Consider the following 20,318-nt stretch of genomic DNA (forward strand, 5'->3'; position numbering starts at 1 on the left):
GTGGAATGCAGATCAGGCAGGCACGTGGCTCTTGAGGCCGGCGAGGATTTCATTCGTGTGCTGGCCCACGCTCGGCAGCGCACTGCGCACACCGGGGCGACGGCCGCCCATCAGAAGCGGCAGCAGCACCACCTCGGTGACGCCGCCGTCTTCGGTGGTCATCGGCACCAGCCCGCCGCTCTCCTTGAGATGCGGGTCTTCCACGAGTTGCTCGGGCCGCATGATCGGCGCGTACGGAATGCCGGCGGTTTCCAGCTTCGGCGAGAGCTCCTCGATGCGGTGATTGACGAGGATCTCGCCAAGCCTGGCGAGCAGTTCGGGCCGCACGGCCACACGGGATGCGTTGTCTGCGAAGCCGGGATGGCTGAGCAGGTCAGTGCGCTCGAGCACCTTGCACAGCGTCACGAACTGCTTGTCACTCACCGCGCCGATGAAGAGCTGCTGTCCCTCGGCCAGCGTGAACACGTCGTAGACGCTCCAGGCCGACACGCGCGAGGGCATCGGCGGCGGCGGCTCGCCGGTCATGAGGAACTGCTGCATGTGCTGCGAGCTGAGGAACACGCAGTTCTCGAACAGCGCGCTCTGCACTTCCTGCCCCTTGCCCGTCATGTCTCGCTCGCGCAGCGCGGCCAGCACGCCGATCGCGCCGAACATGCCGCCCATGATGTCGTTGACCGAGGTGCCGGCGCGCAGCGGCCGGCCGACCGGCCCCGTCATGTACGACAGGCCGCCCATCATCTGCACAACTTCGTCCAGCGCCAGCCGCTTCTCGTAGGGGCCGGGCAGGAATCCTTTGTGCGTGACGTAGATCAGGCGCGGGAATTTCTTCGACAGCGTGGCGTAGTCGAGGCCGAAGCTCTCCATCAGGCCGGGCCGGAAGTTCTCCAGCACCACGTCGCATTGACCGGCCAGTTCGGCAGCGGTGGCGCGGCCTTCCTCGGTGCCGATGTCGATCACGACGCTCTTTTTGTTGCGGTTGAACGAGCGGAAGAAGCCGATGCCCAGGCCCGGCAGCTTGCGGGTCTTGTCGCCGCCCGGAGGCTCGACCTTGATGACCTCGGCGCCGAGGTCGGCCAGGATCATGCCGCAGGTCGGGCCCATGACCATGTGGGTGAACTCGAGGACGCGAACGCCGGCGAGAGGAAGGGAGGCAGTGGTGGTTGTCATGAAGCTTGTCTCTGTTCGTTGTCAGGCGGTGGCGAAGGATTGGCCGAATGTCTTGGGCAGGCCGGCTTGCCAGAGCGAACCGTGCAGGGTTTCGCCTTGCAGCCACTCGGCGACCTGCTTTCGCAACGCCAGCAATTGGTCGATGTCGATGCCGGTGTCGATCCCCATGCTGCCGAGCATGTAGGCCAGGTCCTCGGTGGACACGTTGCCACTGGCGCCCGGCGCATGCGGGCAGCCGCCGATGCCGGCCAGGCAGGCGTCGAAGCGGTTCACGCCGACTTCGAGGGCGGCGTAGACGTTGGCCAGTCCAAGCCCGCGCGTGTCGTGGAAATGGCCGCACCAGAACCGGTCGCCGGCAATGCGGACAGCCTCATCGAACAGGTCGCGCACCATGCCCGGGTCGGCATAGCCCACGGTGTCCGCGATGCTGACGCGATCGGCGCCCGCGTCGAGCAGGGCTTGCATCAGGCGCAGCACTTCGCTCTTTTCGACATGGCCTTGCAGCGTGCAACCGAAGGCCGTGCCGACGCCGCCCTCGATCAGGGTCTTCGAACCCGCGGCATCGCGTGCGGCGCGGATCCTGGCGACTTCGGCCACGACGTCATCGGGGGTCTTGCGCAGGTTGGCCAGGCTGTGTGCGTGGCTGGCCGAAAGCGGCACGATCATCAGGTCGGCTTGCGCTGCGATCGCGCTCTCTGCGCCGCGCAGGTTGGGCACCAGCACCGAGACGAACAGCTCGGGAAGTGTCTTGGCGAAGGCGACGAGTTCTCTCGTGTCCGCGAGTTGCGGCAGGAGGCGTGCCGGCACGAACGAGCCCACTTCGATCTCGCGCTGGCCCGCCGCGTAGGCGGCACGGATCCATTCGCGCTTCTGCTCGGTAGGAAGAACGGTGGCAATGCTCTGCAGGCCATCGCGCAATCCGACTTCACGGATGACGGCAGTGCGCGGCAGGCGGGCGCTCGAAGGGGTCATGGGTTTTGTCTCCTGAGGGGGCGGCGCGGTGCGCAACGCCATGGACAAGACTTTAGAGATTCCAATTCATTTTCAAAAGCGGTAAATTGGAACGACCAACGTTCCTATATGGAATCACTAAACTGGCGAAACCTGAAATGCGCGACCTCGACCTGACCACCTTGCGGATGTTTGTGAGCGTCTGCGAATCACGCAACATTGCGCGCGCCGGCGAACTTCACAACATCGTGGCGTCGGCGATCAGCAAGCGCCTGCTGCTGCTTGAGGAGGCGGTCGGCAACAAGCTCATCGAGCGCCATCGGCGAGGCGTTGTGCCTACCGCAGCAGGAGAGATCCTGCTGGAGCACGCGCGCGCAATGCTGGCGAGCGCCGACCGCGTGGTGCGCGACATGGCGGACTACGGCACGGGCATCAAGGGGCAAGTGAGAGTCCTGGCCACTGTTTCCTCCATCGCGGAATTCCTGCCGGACGACATCGCCGACTTCCTGCAACAGCCGGCCCATCGCGACATCCGCATCGACATCGAGGAAGCACAGAGCCGCGATCTGGTGCGGGGGCTCCGGGAAGGCATTGCGCCGCTGGGCGTCTGCTGGGATGCGGCCGACCTCGAAGGGTTCCAGACGCGCCCCTACCGCAACGACCACCTGGCCATCATTGCCCATCCGAAACATCCCATCGCTCGCCTGAAGCGTTGCGCCTTCGAGCAGACGCTGGCGTTCGACCACGTCGGCCTGCCCGCCTCGACGGCGGTGCACACCATGCTCGGACGGGCTGCGGCGATCATCGGCAAGCCGATCAACTACCGCGCGGTGGTCAGCACCTTCGACGCGTCGCTGCGCTGTGTTCGTGCAAACCTCGGCATCGCCGTGGTGCCGAGCGAAGTGGCACTCCCGGTCGCGGGCAGTTTCGGAATCAAGGTACTGCCGCTGTCCGACAAATGGGCGCAGCGACAGTTCGCGCTCTGCTTCCAGGACGAGAATCGGTTGTCGCCCGCTGCGAAGTTGCTCGTAGCCCATCTCGAAGGGCTTTCCAAGGCGCGATCGCCGTTGGCGAACGCCATCGCAAGGGAACTGTGAAATAAGGGTGTCGGAGGCGCCCAGAACGGCTTCACCGAGCGAGCTTTCCGAGGTCCGGGACAGGGCTGTCGTCTTGATTTGTCGTCGAATGTTCTCCGAGGTTGTAGATGCGAAGGGCCCATTGCGCATGACCGGTTGAATCCGCAAGTTGAAGCGGTCGTTCAGCGAACTGAGGCGAAAGGCCGCTCGTGGCCGCGACTGCCTGTACGTTAACGGTGTGACTATTTCGAAGGGCATCATGTCAAACTTGAAGTCGAAATATTGCGCCTCCGCGCGGAGCTTTCTGTTCGTGCCAGCCAATCGGCCGGAGCGATACGAAAAAGCGTTGAAGAGTGGCGCCGACGTCGTGATCATCGACCTTGAAGACGCCGTGCCAGCGAAAGACAAGGCCGCGGCGCGCGATGCGATTGCCGAACACTGGCCACGCATCACGGCGCACGATGTCGCTGTGGTAATTCGGATCAACGCAGAAAGCAGCCCTGGGTGGACTGCAGACATCGAACTCGCCGGCCAGCTTCCCGGTCTTGCGGCGATCATGCTTCCCAAGGCGGAAACACCGGCAACCCTACGGCTTCTCGATGAGCGCCTGCCTGGGCTGCACGTCCTACCGCTGATCGAAAGCGCCGCCGGGCTTGAGAGCCTCAAGGCGATTGCCAGGATGTCGAACGTGCTGCGCTTGGTGGTGGGCCACATCGACTTCATGGCCGGCACTGGAATCACCTGCAGCGAAGACGAGCGAGAACTCGATCCATTGAGATTTGCCGTGTCGATGGCATCGCGAGGCGCCGGCCTTGCGCCCCCGGTAGACGGCGTCACGGTGCAGACTGGCGATGCGCAACGTCTTGTGGCCGACACCCACCGCGGCAAGCGTTTCGGCTTCGCGGGCAAACTATGCATTCACCCGCAGCAGGTCGCCGGTGTTCACGCGGCGCTGGCCCCTTCTGATGAAGAGGTTTTGTGGGCGCGCCGCGTAGTAGTGGGGGCCGACACAGGCTCAAATGGCGCTGCCCTTCAACTCGTTGGTCGCATGGTTGATTTGCCGGTTGTCTTGCAGGCCAGGAGAACCTTGGCGATGGTCGGAACGGTGGCGGTGCGATGACTGCTTTTGCCGCGCGCACCGTTCCATCTCAGATCGATGGTTATGGGCCGACCCGCCCATTCACCGGCGTTGGCCTCCCGCCTGACGTCATCGCGCGAGCATCCGCCAAAGTTTCTCCCGCAGTCCACGGCCGAGACAAGCAACTGAGGAATCTCGAAGCTGCCTTCACGCTTGCCGCATCCGGGATGGCGACACGCTGAGCTTTCACCATCACCTGCGCAATGGCGACCAGGTGCTGAATCAGGTCTTGGCAGTTGCATCTGCACGCGGTCTGCGCGACCTGCGCATTGCGGCCAGTTCGCTTTTTCCCGTTCACGCCCCGCTGGTCGATCACATCCGAAACGGCGTAGTGACGAGAATCTGCACGGCCTACATGTCGGGTCCGGTCGCTGATGCCGTGTCACGTGGCCTGCTTCCCACTCCGGTGGTCATGCAAACCCACGGTGGGCGCGCACGCGCGATCGAGGCAGGTGAACTCCAGATCGATGTGGCTTTCGTGGGTGCGCCGGCCGCCGACCGGTGCGGGAACATCAGCGGCGCCGAAGGACGCGCAGCCTGCGGGCCACTGGGTTATGCAATGGTCGACGCGCAATACGCGCGCCGGGTCGTCGCCGTGACTGATCACATCGGAGACTATCCCCTGGTGCCGATTGACATCTCGCAAGAGCAGGTGGACTTTGTGGTGCTGGTGGACAGCATCGGAGACCCCGCCGGCATTCTGTCCGGAAGCACGCGCCCGACGACCGATCCTGTGAGCCTTCAGATCGCCGAGACCGCAGCAAAGGTGATTGCGGCTTCTGGACTTCTCGTCGATGGCTTCTCGTTTCAGACAGGCGCCGGAGGGATCTCCCTTGCTGTCTCTCAGTATGTCCAGACGGCTATGCGTGAACGAAAGGTCCAGGGCAGTTTTGGCGCTGGAGGCGTGACGGGCTACCTCGTCGACATGCTGGAGGAGGGGCTTTTTCGCAGCCTCTTCGATGTCCAGTGCTTCGACCTCAGAGCGGTCGAGTCGTACCGCCGCGACAGTCGTCACCAGGCGATGTCCGCGTCGCTATACGCCAATCCACACAATAGGGGCGCCATCGCCGACCAGCTCGACGCGATGCTGCTGGGCGCCGCCGAAGTGGATCTTGATTTCAATGTCAACGTGACGACGGGAAGTTCGGGGCGCATCTTGGGGGGATCGGGTGGTCATGCTGACACTGCGGCCGGCGCGAAGCTTGCCTTGGTCGCAACACGCTTGGTGTCGGGGGGAGGGCCGAAGATTGTTGAGAGCGTTGGTTGCATCACCACGCCGGGAGAGTCCATCGACGCGGTTGTGACCGAACTCGGGGTCGCGGTCCACGCAGAGCGAGTTGAGCTGCGCGATCGCCTGTTGCGCTACGGACTCAATGTTCTCGACATCAGCGTCATGCGTTCAAAAGCAATCGCCCTCGCCCAAGAGGTACGCGCCACACCCGAGCAAGGTCGACGCATCGTGGGCGTGATGGAATATCGAGATGGACGCGTGATCGACGTGATTCGCGAGGTGAGCCACGCTCGTTGATGAAGAGCGCTTGTGGCTTGTGTATAGACTTGGGCCTTACAGCGATGCATCAGGCAGATGAGCCAATCCTTCAACGTGCGCGGCGCAGATCGACCGCAGAATTGAGCCCATGACAGTCTTGCCACCGGCGGTCCGCCGCCAACCGGTTCATCAACGGGCGATTACGACGCAAGGCTACCTGCGCGATGACGGACTGTGGGACCTGGAGGCGGAGCTCGTAGACACCAAGGCCTACACAGCCACGACGCACGACGAGGGCGTTCGAATCGCGGGCGAACCGGTGCACCATATGCGCATCCGCCTGACCATTGATGACGATTTCGTTGTGCACAACGCGGTCGCTGCGATGAGCAGTACACCCTTTCCTGAATGCGCGCCGGCCGCGGACCCGTTCGCTGCGTTGGTCGGGGCGAGGATCGGGGCAGGGTGGCGCAAGCAGGTCGACGCGGTCATGGGGGGCACCGTCGGCTGTACGCACCTTCGGGAGTTGCTCAGCGTGATGGCTACTGTCGCCTTTCAGACCGTGCCAGGATACCGGCGGCATGAGCGGCGAATGCGTGGAGAAGCGGTTTTGACTGCCACCGAACCCGGGCATCAGATGGGCAAATGTCTGGCTTGGGATTTCGATGGCCCTGTAATTGCGCGGGTTGCACCGGAATTCATCGGCTATCGGCGCAAAAAGCCTGCAGCCTGAAAACGCTTTTCTGGCAAGAGCGTGTACACCGGCTACGTTTCGATTGTTGGGTGTGGGATCCGCGGCCCCTCTGCATTTAGGGTTCTGTCGCAGTAGCGACGCACAGCGCAATGAAGCCAGGCTTTCGCCTGCCGCTCAAAAAGCCAGCGAATAGAACTTCGATCCTGCGGGCGAGACTTGGTCCTCGACGTCGTCACGCCGGCCCTTCTTGACGATGTGCATCAACTCAATGCCGGCAATGAGAATGCTCGCGCAGCGAAAGGCCTTGAAATCCGAGCATCGGCCGCACCATGCGCTTGATGGCCCGGTGCTCCTGCTCCACGATGTTGTTCAAGTACTTGCTCTGAGGCAATTCGATGTCCGCGCCGGAGTCATCATTGACGCTCTGGATCGCAGCCGTGTTGGCGCCGCTCTTGTCGATGGTGATCGTTTCGGGCGCACCGTGCAGACTGATGGCTCGCTCCAGGAATTGCCGAGCAGCTGCCAAGTCTCGCTTGGCACGCAGCAGAAAATCAACGGTGCGAGCGTCAAGGTCGACCGCACGATACAGATACTTCCGTTGGCCCGCGACCTCGATGTAGGTCTCGTCCATCCTCCAGTTCATCCCCCACCGGTCGCTTGCGTTGCCGAAACGCCGCGGCCAGTACCGGCAGGATCTTCATCGCCCAACGATGGACCGTGGCGTGATCGACGCAGACACGGCGCGCGGCCATCATTTCCTCAATATGCCGCAGGCTCAGGGGATAGGCTTGCATACCAGCGCACGCAGGTGCGCATCACTTCCAGCGGGCAGTGCTTCCGTTTGATCATCTTGCGCAGCGCATCGATCACGTCTTCGTCCCGTCCTCAGTCTCGCATCAGCTTACCAGCGCAGGCTTCAGCATCGCCTTCGGCGAGCGGTGCAAGAAGATGGGCGTGCGCCCGTCGATGGGAACTGTCGGAGATGCCTACGACAACGCGATGGCCGAAAGCTTCTTCGCGACGCTTGAATGCGAACTGATCGACCGGCGCAGCTGGCAGACCAAGACCGAGGCCCGGCTGGCGCCTCACCTACATCGAAGGCTGGTACAACCCGCGCCGGCGTCACAGCGCACTCGGACAGGTCGCGCCGGCGACGTTTGAAAGGAAACACAACGATGCAAGTCCGAGAAGACCGCCTCGCCCCGAGCACGACTTGACCACCGTCGGCGTCTGCGTGGCATGCGCCACGCCGCCGCTGGACAAGTCTGCGTCACAGTCCATCAATTCGACTTGAGAATCAAGTCCCAACCCGTCCGCGCAACAGGGTCAAGTCCAAGTCCACCTGTGAAATGCGCCCCGGGGTGACCGTCAGGCCCTGCTCGCCATACCGGACATCAGGGGCTGCTCTGCTTCGATGACTCAGCTGGCGCTCATCAGCAGGCGTATTGGGAGCCTCGCCTGGCCAGGTGCTTGATCTCTACCCGGCCACCGATTTCATTGATCAGCTCCTTGCGCGTTGACTTGCTCACTTGCCTCCACCAGTCAGGGGGGCACCGGCTGGATCATCCAGAGGGCAGCATATGCGTGAGGCATGGAGCCGGCTTGATCTGGTAGCCGACCGGATGAGTCAACGGGGGGTGTCGCCTCACAGCCTGCGATATGCAGTCGACAAGGAAAAGGACGTTGGCCCGTCGACGCCCAATGTCGATCAAGCTTCCACTTGGTCATTGCACTGGAATTCGCGACTGACGGTCTTCCTGCGCGTAGCCCGACAACGAGGCGCCTTGCAGCGGTAACACGCCTTCGCGTGCGATGACTTCGTTGCGACGATTGTGGTTCGTGCGGGCGTCACGATCGAGCCTTCACGACACCTTAGTCGCCGTCTGCCGACTGAATTCGGCTGCGCGGTCACGCACCCAGCCATCGCGCCTCGAACCATTCGCCACGCCTGGTTACCTCCTCCACGCAGCGTGCAAGCAAGTCCGCGACGCGTCGCACATGTTGGCCGACCACCCGATTGCCCGGAAGCGCCAACACGATCGTGCGCGTGATGCGTGGGTCGCTCAAAGGGGCGGCTGAACCCGTCTTGCGAGCTAAGTCTTCGGCCACGGAAATCGCGGGAAGGATCGTCAGCCCGTGCCCACCGATCGCGAGGCTGCGCTGCACGCTCATCGCATTCGTCTCGGCGGCAATCGCCAACTCGACGCGCGAGACGGCGCAGGCGTGATCGACCAGTGTGCGGATGCCGTGTGACGTGCTTGGCAGGATCATCGGCTTGCCGGCCAGGCTTGCGAGCGGCACAGGCTGATTCTTGCGCAGCTTGGCCGACATCGGTCCGAGCACCCATAGCGCCTCCTCGATGAGAGGGGTCACTTGAATATTGGATGACCGTTCCGCCCCGTAGAGCAACGCAGCGTCCACTTCGCCCGACTCCAGCCACTGCGCCAGCGTGCCGGCGTAGCCCGTCACGATCCTGATGCGGATGCCGGGGTGGGCCTCGGCGACCGCTTTCACGAGCGGGCTGGACAACAGATCGCAGGTGCTGGGAAGCAGTCCCAGTGTCACAAGGCCGCTGATGCCGGTCGATGACCCGCTGATCTCGGCCCTGGCGCGATCCAGTTCCAGCATCGCGCGCCTCGCGTAGCCGACCAAGGCTCGACCTGCGTCGGTGAGGACCATGCCATGGCGCTCCCGTTCGAACAGCTCCGTGCCGACATCCTCCTCCAGCAGACGCAGCTGCCTGGATACCGCCGGTTGGACGAGGTTGAGCAGTTCCGCCGCGCGGGTCACGTTGCCCGTATCGCAGACGGTCAGGAAGGCGCGCAATTGCTTGAAGTCCATAGGTTGGCCCGTGCGATTTCATTTGTTGATAGTGATATCACATCTTTCTATTGGATGTGAAGGGTCATCAGATTCTATGATTTCTTTCCGCAGACTTCACTACTCAACCGTCATCAACAACGGATCATCGATGAGCGAAACATCCACCACTCCGCCCGCCTGGCAGCAGGACATCTTCAAGGTTCTCAAGGAAGGGGACGTGCGCCAGATTGCGTACGTGCCCGACGCGGGACATTCACATGTGATCCGCTCCGCCATCGCTGACCCGGACATCCAGGACATCGTCCTGACGACGGAGGAGGAGGGCGTCGCCGTTGTCAGCGGGGCTTGGCTCGGCGGCCAGCGCGCCGTGCTGCTCATGCAAAGCAGCGGTGTCGGCAACTGCGTCAACATGTTCTCGCTGCTGTCGAGCGCCAACTTCCCGTTCTTCACCCTGGTGACGATGCGCGGCGAATACGCGGACTTCAACCCGTGGCAAGGGCCCATGGGCCGGGCCACCCAGGGCGCGCTCGAGTTGATGGGCATCACGGTCCTTCGCGCGTCGGATCCGGCGCAAGTCGAGGAGATCGTCAGGGCCGGCTTCGACGCTGCCTTCGAGGCCGGTGACCGCGTTGCCGTGCTGCTGGGACAGAACCTGATCGGGCGCAAGAAATGGGAGCGCAAGTGATGACTCAGAACCCTGCCAAGGTGGCCAACCGCCGCCAGTTCGTTGCCGCACTGCTGCAAGCCCTTCCCGATGCGCTCGTCGTGACCGGACTCGGCTCCGCGTCCTACGACGTCTTCGCCGCCGGGGACCGCGACAACAACTACTACCTCTGGGGTGCGATGGGCGGTTCGACCTCGCTCGCGCTCGGCCTCGCCCTTGCGCAGCCCGACAAGTCCGTCCTCGTGATCACCGGCGATGGCGAACAACTCATGGGCATCGGCAGCCTGGCGACGATTGCCGCGAGGCAGCCGCGCAACCTGACGATCGTCGTGCTCGACAACGGGCACTTCGGCGAAACCGGGATGCAGCGCAGCCACACGAGCCTGGGCACTGACCTGGTGGCCGTGGCCAAGGGCTTCGGGATCGCCGATACGTATTCGGTCGACAGCGACGAGCACTGCGGCGAGATCGCCAGCCGGGCGGCCGAGCGTCGCGGCCCGACCTTCGTGCAGGTGCGAATCGATGCGGACGAGCCGCCCCGTGCCCTGCCGCCGCGCGACGGGGTCTACGTCAAGAACCGGTTCCGCGCCGTCTTGGGCCTGAAGCCTTTCTGATCCATGCAGCGCTATCAACTTCACATCGACAGCCAGTCGGTCGACCCTGCGGGAGCGGCCTGGTTCGAAAGTCAGAACCCGTACACCGGCGAGGCGTGGGCAGAGATTCCCCGCTCGGATGCGCGCGACGTCGACCGCGCGGTGCAGGCCGCCCATCGCGCGCTGACGGAAGGCCCATGGGCCGAGATGTCGGCCAGCCAGCGCGGCATGCTGCTGCATCGCCTGGGCGACCTCATCGCCCGCGATGCTGCAAAGCTCGCAGCCACGGAGGTGCGGGACAACGGCAAGCTGCTGGCCGAGATGCTGGGCCAGCTCAACTACATCCCGCAATGGTTCTACTACTACGGCGGGCTGGCCGACAAGATCCAGGGCACGACCTTGCCGCTGGACAAGAAGGGGTACTTCGCCTTCACGCGCAATGAGCCTGTGGGCGTGGTGGCGGCCATCACGCCGTGGAACTCGCCGCTGATGCTGGCGAGCTGGAAGATCGCGCCCGCGCTCGCCGCCGGATGCACGGTCGTCATCAAGCCCTCGGAGTTCACGTCCGCTTCCACGTTGGAGTTCGCTGAACTGTTCGACGAGGCCGGCTTTCCGCCGGGCGTGTTCAACGTCGTCACCGGGTTTGGCGCGGAAGTCGGTACGCCGCTGGTCGAGCACCCGCTGGTGCGAAAGATCAGCTTCACCGGCTCCGACAGCACCGGCCGCGTCATCAACGAGAAGGCGGCCCGCAACTTCAAGCACACGGCGATGGAACTGGGCGGCAAGTCGCCCAACATTGTGTTCGCCGATGCGGACATCGAGCAGGCGGTGTTCGGTGCGATCTCGGGGATCTTCGCGGCGACGGGCCAGACCTGCATCGCGGGCTCGCGGCTGCTGGTGCAGGACAGCATCTACGACAAGGTCGTCGAGAAGCTGCTGGCCGTGGCCCGGACGGCGCGCATGGGCGACCCGATGGATGCGGCGACGCAGGTGGGCCCGGTCACGACGCCGCCGCAGTTCAGCAAGGTGCTCGAGTACATCGCGGTGGCGCGCGAGGAGGGCGCCACGCTGCTGCTCGGCGGCGAGCGTGGCGATGCGCCCGAGTGCGGCAAAGGCTGGTTCGTGCAGCCCACCATCTTCGGCGACGTGCGCAACGACATGCGAATTGCGCAGGAAGAGGTCTTCGGTCCGGTGCTCTCGATCATCCGCTTCAGGGATGAGGACGAGGCCGTCGCGATCGCGAACGACGTGCGCTTCGGCCTGGCCGCCGCGGTGTGGACGAGTGACATCGGCCGCGCGCTGCGCATGACCGAGCGTCTGCAGGCGGGCACCGTGTGGGTCAACACCTACCGCGCGGTGAGCTTCATGGCGCCCTTCGGTGGCTACAAGGATTCGGGCCTCGGCCGCGAGAACGGCATCGACGCGATACGGGAATACCTGCAGGTCAAGAGCGTGTGGATCAACAGCGGTGCGGTTGCGGGCAACCCGTTCGTCATGCGCTGACCCAGTCGAAACAATCAACGGAGACAAGACAATGAATATCTCGAAGTTCTCGCGGCGCGACCTCATCAAGTTTGGCGTGGCCTCTACGCTGGGCACGTCCCTGCCATGCGTATTCGCGCAGACGTCCAAAGGCCCCATCACCCTGGTCGTGCCCTTTGCTGCAGGGGGCGCCACGGATGTGGTCTCCCGTCTGATCGCCCAGAAGCTCGCAGAGCGGATCGGGCGCAGTGTCATCGTGGAGAACGTCGCAGGCGGTGGCGGCGCTATCGGCGCGGCCAAGGTTGCAAAGGCAACTGCCGACGGCAGCGTGCTGTTGATGGGCACAGTGGCGACGCATGCCATCAATCCGCTGTCGACACCGCCGGCGCCCTACGACGCGCAGCGCGACTTCACACCCATCTCGCTTGTGGCGACCGTGCCAAACGTGTTGCTGGTTAGCAAGACCTTCAAGGCGAAGGACGTTCGCGAACTCATCGCCATGCTGAAGGCGGAGCCTGGCAAGTTCAGCTACGGCTCATCGGGCGTCGGTACGCCGCCGCACCTGTCGGGGGAGTTGTTCAAGTCCATGGCCGGCGTGGACATCGGTCACGTCCCTTACAAGGGCGGTGGACCGGCCATGACCGATCTGGTCGGGGGACACATTCCGATGCTGTTCGACGTCTTGACCGGCGCGGCATCGCACATTCGAGCGGGATCGGTGCGCGCATTGGCGGTGACGACCAGTAAGCGCTCGCCGTCATTCCCGGACATTCCGACGCTCGCCGAGGCGGGCGTCCCTGGCTATGAAACGTACACCTGGAACGCCGTCTTTGGTCCCGCGAAATTGCCGGCCCCCTTCGTCGAACTGACGAGCCGGGAGCTGCAGGCGGTGGTGGCACAACAGGACGTCCAAGCCAAGCTGAAAGAGCTGAGTGCCACGCCGGTTGGATCGACGCCCGAAGTGCTGGCCGCGCTGGTCAAGACCGAGCTCGACAAGTGGGGGGCGGTCATCAAGTCCATCGGTGGTCTCAAGCGAGATTAAGGCATTGGCCGTCAAGCAGGAAAGAACATGTGCGCTGTTTCAGCCGCCTCGTATGACCAAGCTGCCGCGCTTGTCGGCCGGACGCAAGAATCTGATCGTGCTCGAAGCCAGTGCCGAACATGGCATCGGCAAGATGCACGTGGCTTGACGCCACCGTCCCGTTCAGGCCGTAGAGCTGTAGATGATGCGGCAGTTCAAGCCACGATTCCATCCCGTCAACCTGACGAATCCATGAAAGAAGCTGCGAGACCGGCGGGGTTCGATTCGATGAAGCGAAAGCATCACGATTCAGCGCCTCGAATTCATCGACCACTGCCGATCCAACGCGCGGGCCAAGCCCCGGACTTGACCATGTCGTGGATCAATTCCGTGGCTAGCGCAAGAACTGCCGCGCTGGCTGCCGTGGCCGGGCGGGTGACATTGGTCGCGCAGACCACGCGGCGTGTCATTTCTTCATCGGTTATGGCGTACGCACGAAGTCTCGCCTCCGCCACCTCCTCCGCAACCGACGCCAGTGAAAGGATGGTGCTTCCGATGCCCGACTCAACCGCTTTCTTCACGCTTGACAAGGAGTCGACCTCGGCAATCACGTCGAGCTCGACCGACGCTCTCGCGCATGCCTGGTCAATGATTCGGCGAAGCCCATGCTCCCGGCCGGGCAGGATCAGCGGGTACCTTGCGGCCCTGGCAAGCGAGATGCGCGCAGGAGCGAGCGCTCCACTGGCATCGGTGACCAAGGCGAGACGCTCGTCGAGCAATGCGCGCTTGGCCAGCGCAGGTTCGGGAGCATCGCCGAAAAGGAGCGCCAGGTCGAGGCGCCCCCCTTGCAGCCATTCGGTCAGGAAGCCGCTGTACGCCTCTACCACTTTGAGGCGCACGTGCGGTAACCGCTCGCGACAGGCACGCAGTATCGGGACGGTAGCCGCCAGTGCGATCGTTGTGGGCAAGCCAATAACCACTTCTCCGCGCGGCTCGGCAGTCGAATCGCGTACCGAGAGACGCGCGCGTTCAACATCTGCGAGCACCACCCTTGCATGTTCCAGAAAGGTTCGCCCCGCGTCGTTCAAAGCCATGCCGCGGCTGGATCGCTCGAACAGTTTGCTGCCGACTTCGTCCTCAAGCGCGGCGATCTGTTGCCCAAGTGCGGGCTGCGCCACGTGCAGGCGACCCGCGGCTTGCAACAGGCTTCCAGCTTCGCAAACACCGACGAAATATCTCAGTTGCCGCAGCTCCATGGCTATATGTTTTTCATCTATGCCGTAGGCCAACAATGTATTTCACAAATACTGCTGCGGTAACCAGAATTCGCATCAACGAGAACAGAAGGAGACATTGAATGGCTATGGACATCGAACATCTGAAGTCGTGGATCGGCAAGGCGGAGTCGTACACCGATTTCTCCTCATCGACGCCAATTCAGGCATTGGCCGCAACGCTCGACCGGGAAGATCCTGCGCCGCACCCGGGGGACCCGGTTCCCCCATGCTGGCACTGGCTGTACTTCCTTCCCATGGCTCGGCAATCGGAGATCGGCGCCGACGGCCATCCGAAACGCGGTGGCTTTCTTCCCCCGGTGCCCCTGCCGCGGCGCATGTGGGCCGGCAGCCGCATCGAGTTCCTGCGCCCCTTGGCAATCGGCAGCGCCATCCGACGTGAGTCGAGCATCGTGGACGTCAGCGGCAAGGAAGGCCGCAGCGGTGCGCTGATCTTCGTGCGTGTGCGCCACGAGATTTCGGACGAGCAAGGCCTAGCGATCGTCGACGAACACGACATCGTCTACCGCGACAACCCCAAACCCGGCGACCCGGTGCCGGCCGTGCAGGTCGCGCCAACCGAATATGAATGGATGCGCACTGTCGAGCCTGACGACGTACTGCTGTTTCGCTACTCGGCCCTGACCTTCAACGGCCACCGCATCCACTACGACCGCCGCTACGTCACCGAGGTCGAGGGCTATCCGGGCCTGGTCGTGCATGGCCCGCTTCTCGCAACTCTGCTGCTCGATCTGCTGCGGCGCAACCTTCCCGACGCGAAGGTCGCGCGCTTTTCCTTTCGCGCGATGAAGCCCACGTTCGATACGACGCCTTTTCAGGTTTGTGGCCGCCGCAGCGAGGACGGTCGAACTGTCCAACTTTGGGCGCAGCACTCCGACGGCGCGCTAGCGATGGATGCCACCGCGATTCTTGCCTGATCCAGAGACCGAAACCACACCCCCAGAACTCACAAGGAGACTTTTAAATGATGAATGAATCCGATCAGCATCAAGAGATCCGCGATGCCGTCCGCCACCTGTGCACCCAATTCCCCGACGAGTATTTTCGCAAGGTCGATGAAGAAAGAGCTTATCCCGAGAAATTCGTCGATGCCTTGATGGAAGCTGGCTGGTTGGCCGCGATGATCCCCGAGGAGTACGGGGGCACCGGTCTTGGCCTGACGGCGGCGACTGTGATCATGGAGGAAATCAACCGCTCGGGCGGCAACTCTGGCGCGGTGCACGGGCAGATGTACAACATGGGCACGTTGCTGCGCAGCGGCAGCAAGGCGCAGAAGGAAAAATACTTGCCCGGCATCGCCGCTGGCAAGCTGCGCATCCAGTCCATGGCCGTCACCGAGCCGACTACCGGCACCGACACGACCAAGATCAAGACCACGGCGGTGAAGAAGGACGGCCGCTACGTCGTCAATGGCCAAAAAGTCTGGATCTCGCGCGTGCAGCACTCCGACCTGATGATCCTGCTGGCGCGCACGACCCCGCTGGCCGAGGTCAAGAAGAAGTCCGAAGGCATGTCGATCTTCATCGTCGATCTTCGCGAGGCCATTGGCAAGGGCCTCGCGGTTCGGCCGATCCCCAACTTGGTCAACCACGAGACCAATGAGCTCTTCTTCGACAACCTCGAGATTCCTGAGGAAAACCTGATCGGCCAAGAGGGAAGGGGCTTCAAGTACATCCTGGATGGCCTGAACGCCGAGCGTACGCTGATCGCCGCCGAATGCATCGGTGACGGATATTGGTTCATCGATCGGGCCACCAAGTACGCGAACGAACGCATCGTGTTCGATCGGCCGATTGGCAAGAACCAGGGCGTGCAGTTCCCGATCGCGGACGCTTTCATCGAGATCGAGGCGGCCAACCTCATGCGGTTCAAGGCGGCCGAATTGTTCGACGCCAATCAGCCCTGCGGCGCGCAGGCCAACATGGCGAAGTACCTGGCCGCGAAGGCGTCATGGGAAGCGGCCAATGTGTGCATGCAGACGCATGGTGGCTTCGGTTTTGCGAACGAATACGACATCGAGCGCAAGTTCCGCGAGACGCGGCTGTATCAGGTGGCGCCGATTTCGACCAATCTGATCTACGCGTACGTGGCCGAGCACGTGCTCGGGCTGCCGAAGTCATATTAAGAAAAGAGCCCGACATGCGACCCCTCGATGGAATCACCGTCGTCACGCTGGAGCACGCCATCGCGGCGCCTTTCTGCACACGGCAACTGGCCGACCTCGGCGCGCGCGTCATCAAGGTCGAGCGGCCCGGCAGCGGCGACTTCGCCCGCGCCTATGACGAGCGCGTGCGCGGCATGGCCTCGCACTTCGTCTGGACCAACCGCTCTAAGGAAAGCCTCACGCTTGACGTCAAACAGGCACAGGCCCAGGACGTGCTGGCCAAGCTGATCGAAGGCGCCGATGTGCTGGTGCAGAACCTCGCGCCGGGCGCGGCGGCGCGTCTCGGCCTGTCGTACGAAGACTTGTGCGAGAAGCATCCACGGCTCATCGTCTGCGACATCTCGGGCTACGGCGACGACCCGAAGAACAAGGGCCCTTACCGCGACAAGAAAGCCTACGACCTGCTGATCCAGAGCGAGTCGGGCTTCCTCTCGATCACCGGCTCGCCGGACGAGCCCGCGAAGGCCGGTTGCTCCATCGCCGACATCGCGGCGGGCATGTACGCCTACACCAACATCCTGTCGGCCCTCATCCAGCGCGGGCGCACCGGCAAGGGTTGCCGCATCGATGTGTCGATGCTGGAGAGCATGGTCGAGTGGATGGGCTACCCGTTGTACTACGCCTTCGATGGCGCCATGCCCCCGCCACGCGCCGGGGCAGCGCACGCGACCATCTATCCCTATGGTCCGTTCCCCGCAGGTGACGGCAAGACCGTGATGCTGGGCCTGCAGAACGAGCGCGAATGGGAGGCGTTCTGCCGTCTCGTGCTGCAGCGTCCTGAACTAGCGACCGACGAGCGCTTTGCTTCGAACACGAAGCGCACGGCAGCAAGGCAGGCGCTGCGCGCCATCATCGTTGAGACCTTCGCCGGCCTCAGCGCCGAGCAGGTTATTGCGCGGCTCGATGAAGCACAGATTGCAAACGCAAGCATGAACGACATGAAAGACGTGTGGGTGCATTCTCAGTTGAAAGCGAGGGACCGCTGGGTACAAGTCGAGACGCCCACTGGACCCGTTCCGGCCTTGCTACCCCCCGGTCAGAGCAAAGCATTCGAGCCCCGCATGGATTCTGTGCCCGCGCTGGGGCAGCACACCGAATCGATTCTCGATGAACTCGGCTTTAGCCGTGCCGCGATCGAGGCGATGCAAAACGCAAAGGCCGTCTAGTGGCCCTCTAGTCCCCCAATGACGAGCACCCGCAGAGGCTCGCCGTCATCCATCCCGCATTTTTTTGAGAATGAAGGAGACATACCGTGTCTGAAGTCTTGTCCGCGCGCGCGCCCCACGAGGTAGCCGGCTTTTCCCCATCGCCCGTTCCGAAGCTGTCGGCCATCAAGTCGATCCTGATTGCCTCCTCGGGCAACATCGTCGAATGGTTTGATTTCTTCGCTTACGCATTCACGGCGATCTATTTCGCCCCAGCGTTCTTTCCGTCAAGCAATCCGACAACGCAGTTGCTCAACACTGCGGGCATCTTCGCGGCGGGCTTCTTCATGCGTCCTCTCGGAGGGTGGGTGTTCGGCCGGATCGCGGACCGGCAGGGCCGGAAGACGTCAATGGTTCTTTCCGTAATCTTGATGTGCGTTGGCTCGCTGATCATTGCGTGCTTGCCGACGTACGAGTCCATCGGCCTGTGGGCTGCGGCGCTCCTCCTTGTGGCGAGACTTCTGCAGGGTCTTTCCGTCGGCGGGGAGTACGGGACCAGCGCAACGTACATGAGCGAGATCGCAACAGAAGGCCGGCGCGGCTTCTATGGTTCTTTTCACTACGCAACCATCATCGCGGGGCAGTTACTTGCGGTGATGGTGATTGCCGTGCTGCAGTCGGTGCTGTCACTTGATGACCTGAAGGCCTGGGGGTGGCGCATTCCGTTCTTCATCGGGGCGGCAGGTGCACTGGTGGCTCTCGTGGTTCGGCGGTCGATGGTGGAGACGAGGGAGGGTCATGACAAGGATCCCGAAAGCGGAACGATCCGTGGCGTTCTCGCTCATCCGCGCGCGTTGCTGATCGTGCTTGGCTTCACCGCGGGCGGATCGCTGATCTTCTACACCTTCACTTCGTACATGCAGAAGTACCTCGTGAACTCGGCTCACATGGACGCGAAAGTGGCCAGCCACGTGATGACCGGGGTGCTCTTCATCTTCATGTGCATCCAGCCGCTTTTCGGTGCGCTGTCGGACCGTATCGGCCGCCGTAACTCGATGCTCCTCTATGGATTGTTTTTCACCTTTGCGACCGTTCCGCTGATGACGTCGATCGGGGCCGCGAAAGACGCTGGCACGGCCTTCGTCCTCGCCCTGGTGGCGCTGGTTGGCATGAGCTTCTATACCTCCATCAGCGGCCTGGTCAAAGCCCAGATGTTTCCGGCGCAGATCCGCGCCCTGGCGGTCGGGTTGCCCTATGCCATCGCCAACGCGATGTTCGGTGGCACCGCTGAATTCGTGGCGCTGTCGTTCAAGGCGAATGGAACGGAGAGCCATTTCTTCTGGTACGTCACGTTGATGGGCGCAGTCGTATTGCTCTCCGCGCTGTTCATGCCGGACGAGCGAAAAAGCGACTACCTGCGGAGCAAATCATGAACCCCCTGCACAAGGCAAATTGCATGAAAACCAACCTTATCCGGCACCTGGCCAATGGACGTTCACGCCTAAGGGCATCTGCCGTTCTGCTTGTCGCTGCGTTCTGCTCGCCGGCCGTGCTGGCACAGGCGGCCTACCCGAACAAGCCCATCACGCTCGTCGTGCCATTTTCGGCGGGCGGCCCAACGGATCTGGTGGCGCGAACGCTCGGCGCCGCCATGAGCCGCACGCTCAACCAGCCCGTGCTGATCGAGAACAAGACAGGTGCCGGCGGCACCATCGCCGCCAACTACACCGCCAAGTCCAAGCCGGACGGCTACACCTTCCTGATCCACCACAATGGCATGGCCACAGCACCGGCGCTTTACCGCAAGCTGTCGTACAACCCGCTGACAGACTTCGACTACGTGAGCCAGGTCATCGACGTGCCCATGACCCTGATCGGCCGCAAGGACCTGCCCGCGAAGGATTTCAACGAATTGCGCGCCTACCTCAAGGCCAACGGCGACAAAGTCACGCTCGCACATGCGGGTCTTGGCGCGGTGTCGCACCTGTGCGGCATGCTGTTCCGTCAGGCGACGGGCGCCAATCTGACCACTGTTCCCTACCAAGGGACCGGCCCGGCGATGAATGCCTTGCTGGGCGGTCAGGTCGACCTTCTGTGCGACCAGACGACTTCGACGACCCAGTACATCAAGGCTGGATCGGTGAAACTGTATGGCGTGACGACGACAGCGCGCATCAAATCGATGCCCGATGCACCCACCCTTTCCGAACAGGGACTCAAGGGCTCCGAGATCGTCGTGTGGCACGGGATCTACGCGCCCAAGGGCACGCCGAAGGAAGCCATCGACAAGTTCGGTGCGGCGTTGCGGTCTGCCCTTGTCGACCCCGCTGTCGCGAAGCGCCTGGACGAACTGGGGGCGGTCGTCGTGACAGAGTCCAAGCAGACGCCGGTGGGCCTGCAAACGTGGCTCGCGCAGGAGACCACCCGCTACGCGCCCGTCATCAAGGCGGCGGGACAGTTTGCTGATTGACTTGGAGTGATCGCACCATGAAAGTTCTTGTCTCCGTCAAGCGGGTCGTTGACTACAACGTCAAGGTTCGCGTCAAGTCCGATGGCACTGGCGTCGACATTGCCAACGTCAAGATGAGCATGAACCCCTTCGACGAAATTGCCGTC

General features: G+C 63.0%; 18 protein-coding genes and 3 pseudogenes. 15 read left to right on the forward strand and 6 right to left on the reverse strand.

Annotated elements, in window-relative coordinates; all coding sequences use genetic code 11:
* Positions 1-12: 12 nt before the first annotated feature.
* Together WKW80_RS12140 and WKW80_RS12145 are read right to left on the reverse strand one after the other, a co-directional pair.
* On the reverse strand, positions 13-1,167 hold the full coding sequence (locus tag WKW80_RS12140) for a CaiB/BaiF CoA transferase family protein (protein ID WP_340363803.1): 1,155 nt from the start codon (positions 1,165-1,167) through the stop codon (positions 13-15).
* Positions 1,168-1,188: 21 nt separating this feature from the next.
* Positions 1,189-2,139, reverse strand: a complete 951-nt coding sequence (locus WKW80_RS12145; protein ID WP_340363804.1) for a hydroxymethylglutaryl-CoA lyase — start codon at positions 2,137-2,139, stop codon at positions 1,189-1,191.
* A gap of 137 nt (positions 2,140-2,276) precedes the next feature.
* On the opposite strand from WKW80_RS12145, the gene WKW80_RS12150 reads away from it, so the two are divergent.
* The 4 genes from WKW80_RS12150 (at position 2,277) to WKW80_RS12165 (ending at position 6,554) form a co-directional block, all read left to right on the forward strand.
* Positions 2,277-3,215 carry a LysR family transcriptional regulator gene (locus tag WKW80_RS12150; protein ID WP_340363805.1) on the forward strand — a complete coding sequence of 313 codons (939 nt, stop codon included), beginning with the start codon at positions 2,277-2,279 and terminating at the stop codon, positions 3,213-3,215.
* A 238-nt stretch (positions 3,216-3,453) separates the two neighbouring features.
* Entirely contained in the window at positions 3,454-4,314 is an 861-nt protein-coding gene (locus WKW80_RS12155) for an HpcH/HpaI aldolase/citrate lyase family protein (RefSeq protein ID WP_340363806.1), read from the forward strand.
* A gap of 214 nt (positions 4,315-4,528) precedes the next feature.
* Entirely contained in the window at positions 4,529-5,860 is a 1,332-nt protein-coding gene (gene citF, locus WKW80_RS12160; RefSeq protein WP_340363838.1) for a citrate lyase subunit alpha, read from the forward strand.
* 109 nt (positions 5,861-5,969) lie between these two features.
* Complete coding sequence (locus tag WKW80_RS12165) at positions 5,970-6,554, forward strand: DUF2889 domain-containing protein (RefSeq protein ID WP_340363807.1); 585 nt, start codon at positions 5,970-5,972, stop codon at positions 6,552-6,554.
* A 135-nt stretch (positions 6,555-6,689) separates the two neighbouring features.
* On the opposite strand, the pseudogene WKW80_RS12170 reads toward WKW80_RS12165, so the two are convergent.
* A pseudogene (locus WKW80_RS12170) lies at positions 6,690-7,364 on the reverse strand (IS6 family transposase).
* Positions 7,365-7,433: 69 nt separating this feature from the next.
* Between WKW80_RS12170 and WKW80_RS12175 the strand changes: the two are divergent.
* Positions 7,434-7,683, forward strand: a pseudogene (locus WKW80_RS12175) (transposase); the annotation flags it as partial.
* A gap of 740 nt (positions 7,684-8,423) precedes the next feature.
* Here WKW80_RS12175 and WKW80_RS12180 read toward each other — a convergent pair.
* Positions 8,424-9,341 carry a LysR family transcriptional regulator gene (locus WKW80_RS12180; RefSeq protein WP_340363808.1) on the reverse strand — a complete coding sequence of 306 codons (918 nt, stop codon included), beginning with the start codon at positions 9,339-9,341 and terminating at the stop codon, positions 8,424-8,426.
* 145 nt (positions 9,342-9,486) lie between these two features.
* Between WKW80_RS12180 and WKW80_RS12185 the strand changes: the two genes are divergently transcribed.
* The 4 genes from WKW80_RS12185 to WKW80_RS12200 are packed head-to-tail and all read left to right on the forward strand — an operon-like array spanning position 9,487 to position 13,119.
* On the forward strand, positions 9,487-10,023 hold the full coding sequence (locus WKW80_RS12185; protein ID WP_340363809.1) for a phosphonopyruvate decarboxylase: 537 nt from the start codon (positions 9,487-9,489) through the stop codon (positions 10,021-10,023).
* Positions 10,023-10,616: a thiamine pyrophosphate-dependent enzyme gene (locus WKW80_RS12190; RefSeq protein ID WP_340363810.1), complete on the forward strand. Its 594-nt coding sequence runs from the start codon at positions 10,023-10,025 to the stop codon at positions 10,614-10,616. The genes WKW80_RS12185 and WKW80_RS12190 overlap by 1 nt, the downstream gene beginning before the upstream one ends.
* Positions 10,617-10,619: 3 nt before the next feature.
* Positions 10,620-12,098: an aldehyde dehydrogenase gene (locus tag WKW80_RS12195; RefSeq protein WP_340363811.1), complete on the forward strand. Its 1,479-nt coding sequence runs from the start codon at positions 10,620-10,622 to the stop codon at positions 12,096-12,098.
* Positions 12,099-12,129: 31 nt separating this feature from the next.
* Positions 12,130-13,119: a Bug family tripartite tricarboxylate transporter substrate binding protein gene (locus WKW80_RS12200; protein WP_340363812.1), complete on the forward strand. Its 990-nt coding sequence runs from the start codon at positions 12,130-12,132 to the stop codon at positions 13,117-13,119.
* On the opposite strand, the gene WKW80_RS12205 is transcribed toward WKW80_RS12200, so the two are convergent.
* Together WKW80_RS12205 and WKW80_RS12210 are read right to left on the reverse strand one after the other, a co-directional pair.
* Complete coding sequence (locus tag WKW80_RS12205; protein WP_340363813.1) at positions 13,106-13,432, reverse strand: hypothetical protein; 327 nt, start codon at positions 13,430-13,432, stop codon at positions 13,106-13,108. The genes WKW80_RS12200 and WKW80_RS12205 overlap by 14 nt on opposite strands.
* Positions 13,422-14,387 (reverse strand): LysR substrate-binding domain-containing protein, encoded by a 966-nt coding sequence (locus tag WKW80_RS12210; RefSeq protein WP_340363814.1) that lies wholly within the window; start codon positions 14,385-14,387, stop codon positions 13,422-13,424. The genes WKW80_RS12205 and WKW80_RS12210 overlap by 11 nt, the downstream gene beginning before the upstream one ends.
* Before the next feature lie 68 nt (positions 14,388-14,455).
* Between WKW80_RS12210 and WKW80_RS12215 the strand changes: the two genes are divergently transcribed.
* From WKW80_RS12215 to WKW80_RS12240, 6 genes and pseudogenes are all read left to right on the forward strand, one after another.
* Positions 14,456-15,310, forward strand: coding sequence for an HTD2 family dehydratase (locus WKW80_RS12215; protein WP_340363815.1), 855 nt, complete (start codon positions 14,456-14,458; stop codon positions 15,308-15,310).
* Between the two features lie 47 nt (positions 15,311-15,357).
* A complete protein-coding gene (locus WKW80_RS12220; protein WP_340363816.1) occupies positions 15,358-16,518 on the forward strand; it encodes an acyl-CoA dehydrogenase family protein in 1,161 nt (386 codons plus the stop codon).
* Between the two features lie 14 nt (positions 16,519-16,532).
* Entirely contained in the window at positions 16,533-17,723 is a 1,191-nt protein-coding gene (locus tag WKW80_RS12225) for a CaiB/BaiF CoA transferase family protein (RefSeq protein WP_340363817.1), read from the forward strand.
* A gap of 86 nt (positions 17,724-17,809) precedes the next feature.
* Positions 17,810-19,135, forward strand: a complete 1,326-nt coding sequence (locus WKW80_RS12230) for an MFS family transporter (RefSeq protein ID WP_422822893.1) — start codon at positions 17,810-17,812, stop codon at positions 19,133-19,135.
* A 23-nt stretch (positions 19,136-19,158) separates the two neighbouring features.
* Positions 19,159-20,172, forward strand: a complete 1,014-nt coding sequence (locus tag WKW80_RS12235) for a tripartite tricarboxylate transporter substrate-binding protein (protein WP_340363818.1) — start codon at positions 19,159-19,161, stop codon at positions 20,170-20,172.
* A 17-nt stretch (positions 20,173-20,189) separates the two neighbouring features.
* Positions 20,190-20,318 (forward strand): annotated as a pseudogene (locus tag WKW80_RS12240) (electron transfer flavoprotein subunit beta/FixA family protein); the annotation flags it as partial.

It is taken from the genome of Variovorax humicola (genome assembly GCF_037889915.1).
Classification (GTDB): Bacteria; Pseudomonadota; Gammaproteobacteria; order Burkholderiales; family Burkholderiaceae_C; genus Variovorax; species Variovorax humicola.

Coding starts and splice junctions, on each gene's coding strand:
- WKW80_RS12140 (WP_340363803.1), bottom strand. CDS start 1,167: ATGACAACCACCACTGCCTCCCTTCCTCTCGCCGGCGTTCGCGTCCTC.
- WKW80_RS12145 (WP_340363804.1), bottom strand. CDS start 2,139: ATGACCCCTTCGAGCGCCCGCCTGCCGCGCACTGCCGTCATCCGTGAA.
- WKW80_RS12150 (WP_340363805.1), top strand. CDS start 2,277: ATGCGCGACCTCGACCTGACCACCTTGCGGATGTTTGTGAGCGTCTGC.
- WKW80_RS12155 (WP_340363806.1), top strand. CDS start 3,454: ATGTCAAACTTGAAGTCGAAATATTGCGCCTCCGCGCGGAGCTTTCTG.
- WKW80_RS12165 (WP_340363807.1), top strand. CDS start 5,970: ATGACAGTCTTGCCACCGGCGGTCCGCCGCCAACCGGTTCATCAACGG.
- WKW80_RS12185 (WP_340363809.1), top strand. CDS start 9,487: ATGAGCGAAACATCCACCACTCCGCCCGCCTGGCAGCAGGACATCTTC.
- WKW80_RS12190 (WP_340363810.1), top strand. CDS start 10,023: ATGACTCAGAACCCTGCCAAGGTGGCCAACCGCCGCCAGTTCGTTGCC.
- WKW80_RS12195 (WP_340363811.1), top strand. CDS start 10,620: ATGCAGCGCTATCAACTTCACATCGACAGCCAGTCGGTCGACCCTGCG.
- WKW80_RS12200 (WP_340363812.1), top strand. CDS start 12,130: ATGAATATCTCGAAGTTCTCGCGGCGCGACCTCATCAAGTTTGGCGTG.
- WKW80_RS12215 (WP_340363815.1), top strand. CDS start 14,456: ATGGCTATGGACATCGAACATCTGAAGTCGTGGATCGGCAAGGCGGAG.
- WKW80_RS12220 (WP_340363816.1), top strand. CDS start 15,358: ATGATGAATGAATCCGATCAGCATCAAGAGATCCGCGATGCCGTCCGC.
- WKW80_RS12225 (WP_340363817.1), top strand. CDS start 16,533: ATGCGACCCCTCGATGGAATCACCGTCGTCACGCTGGAGCACGCCATC.
- WKW80_RS12235 (WP_340363818.1), top strand. CDS start 19,159: ATGAAAACCAACCTTATCCGGCACCTGGCCAATGGACGTTCACGCCTA.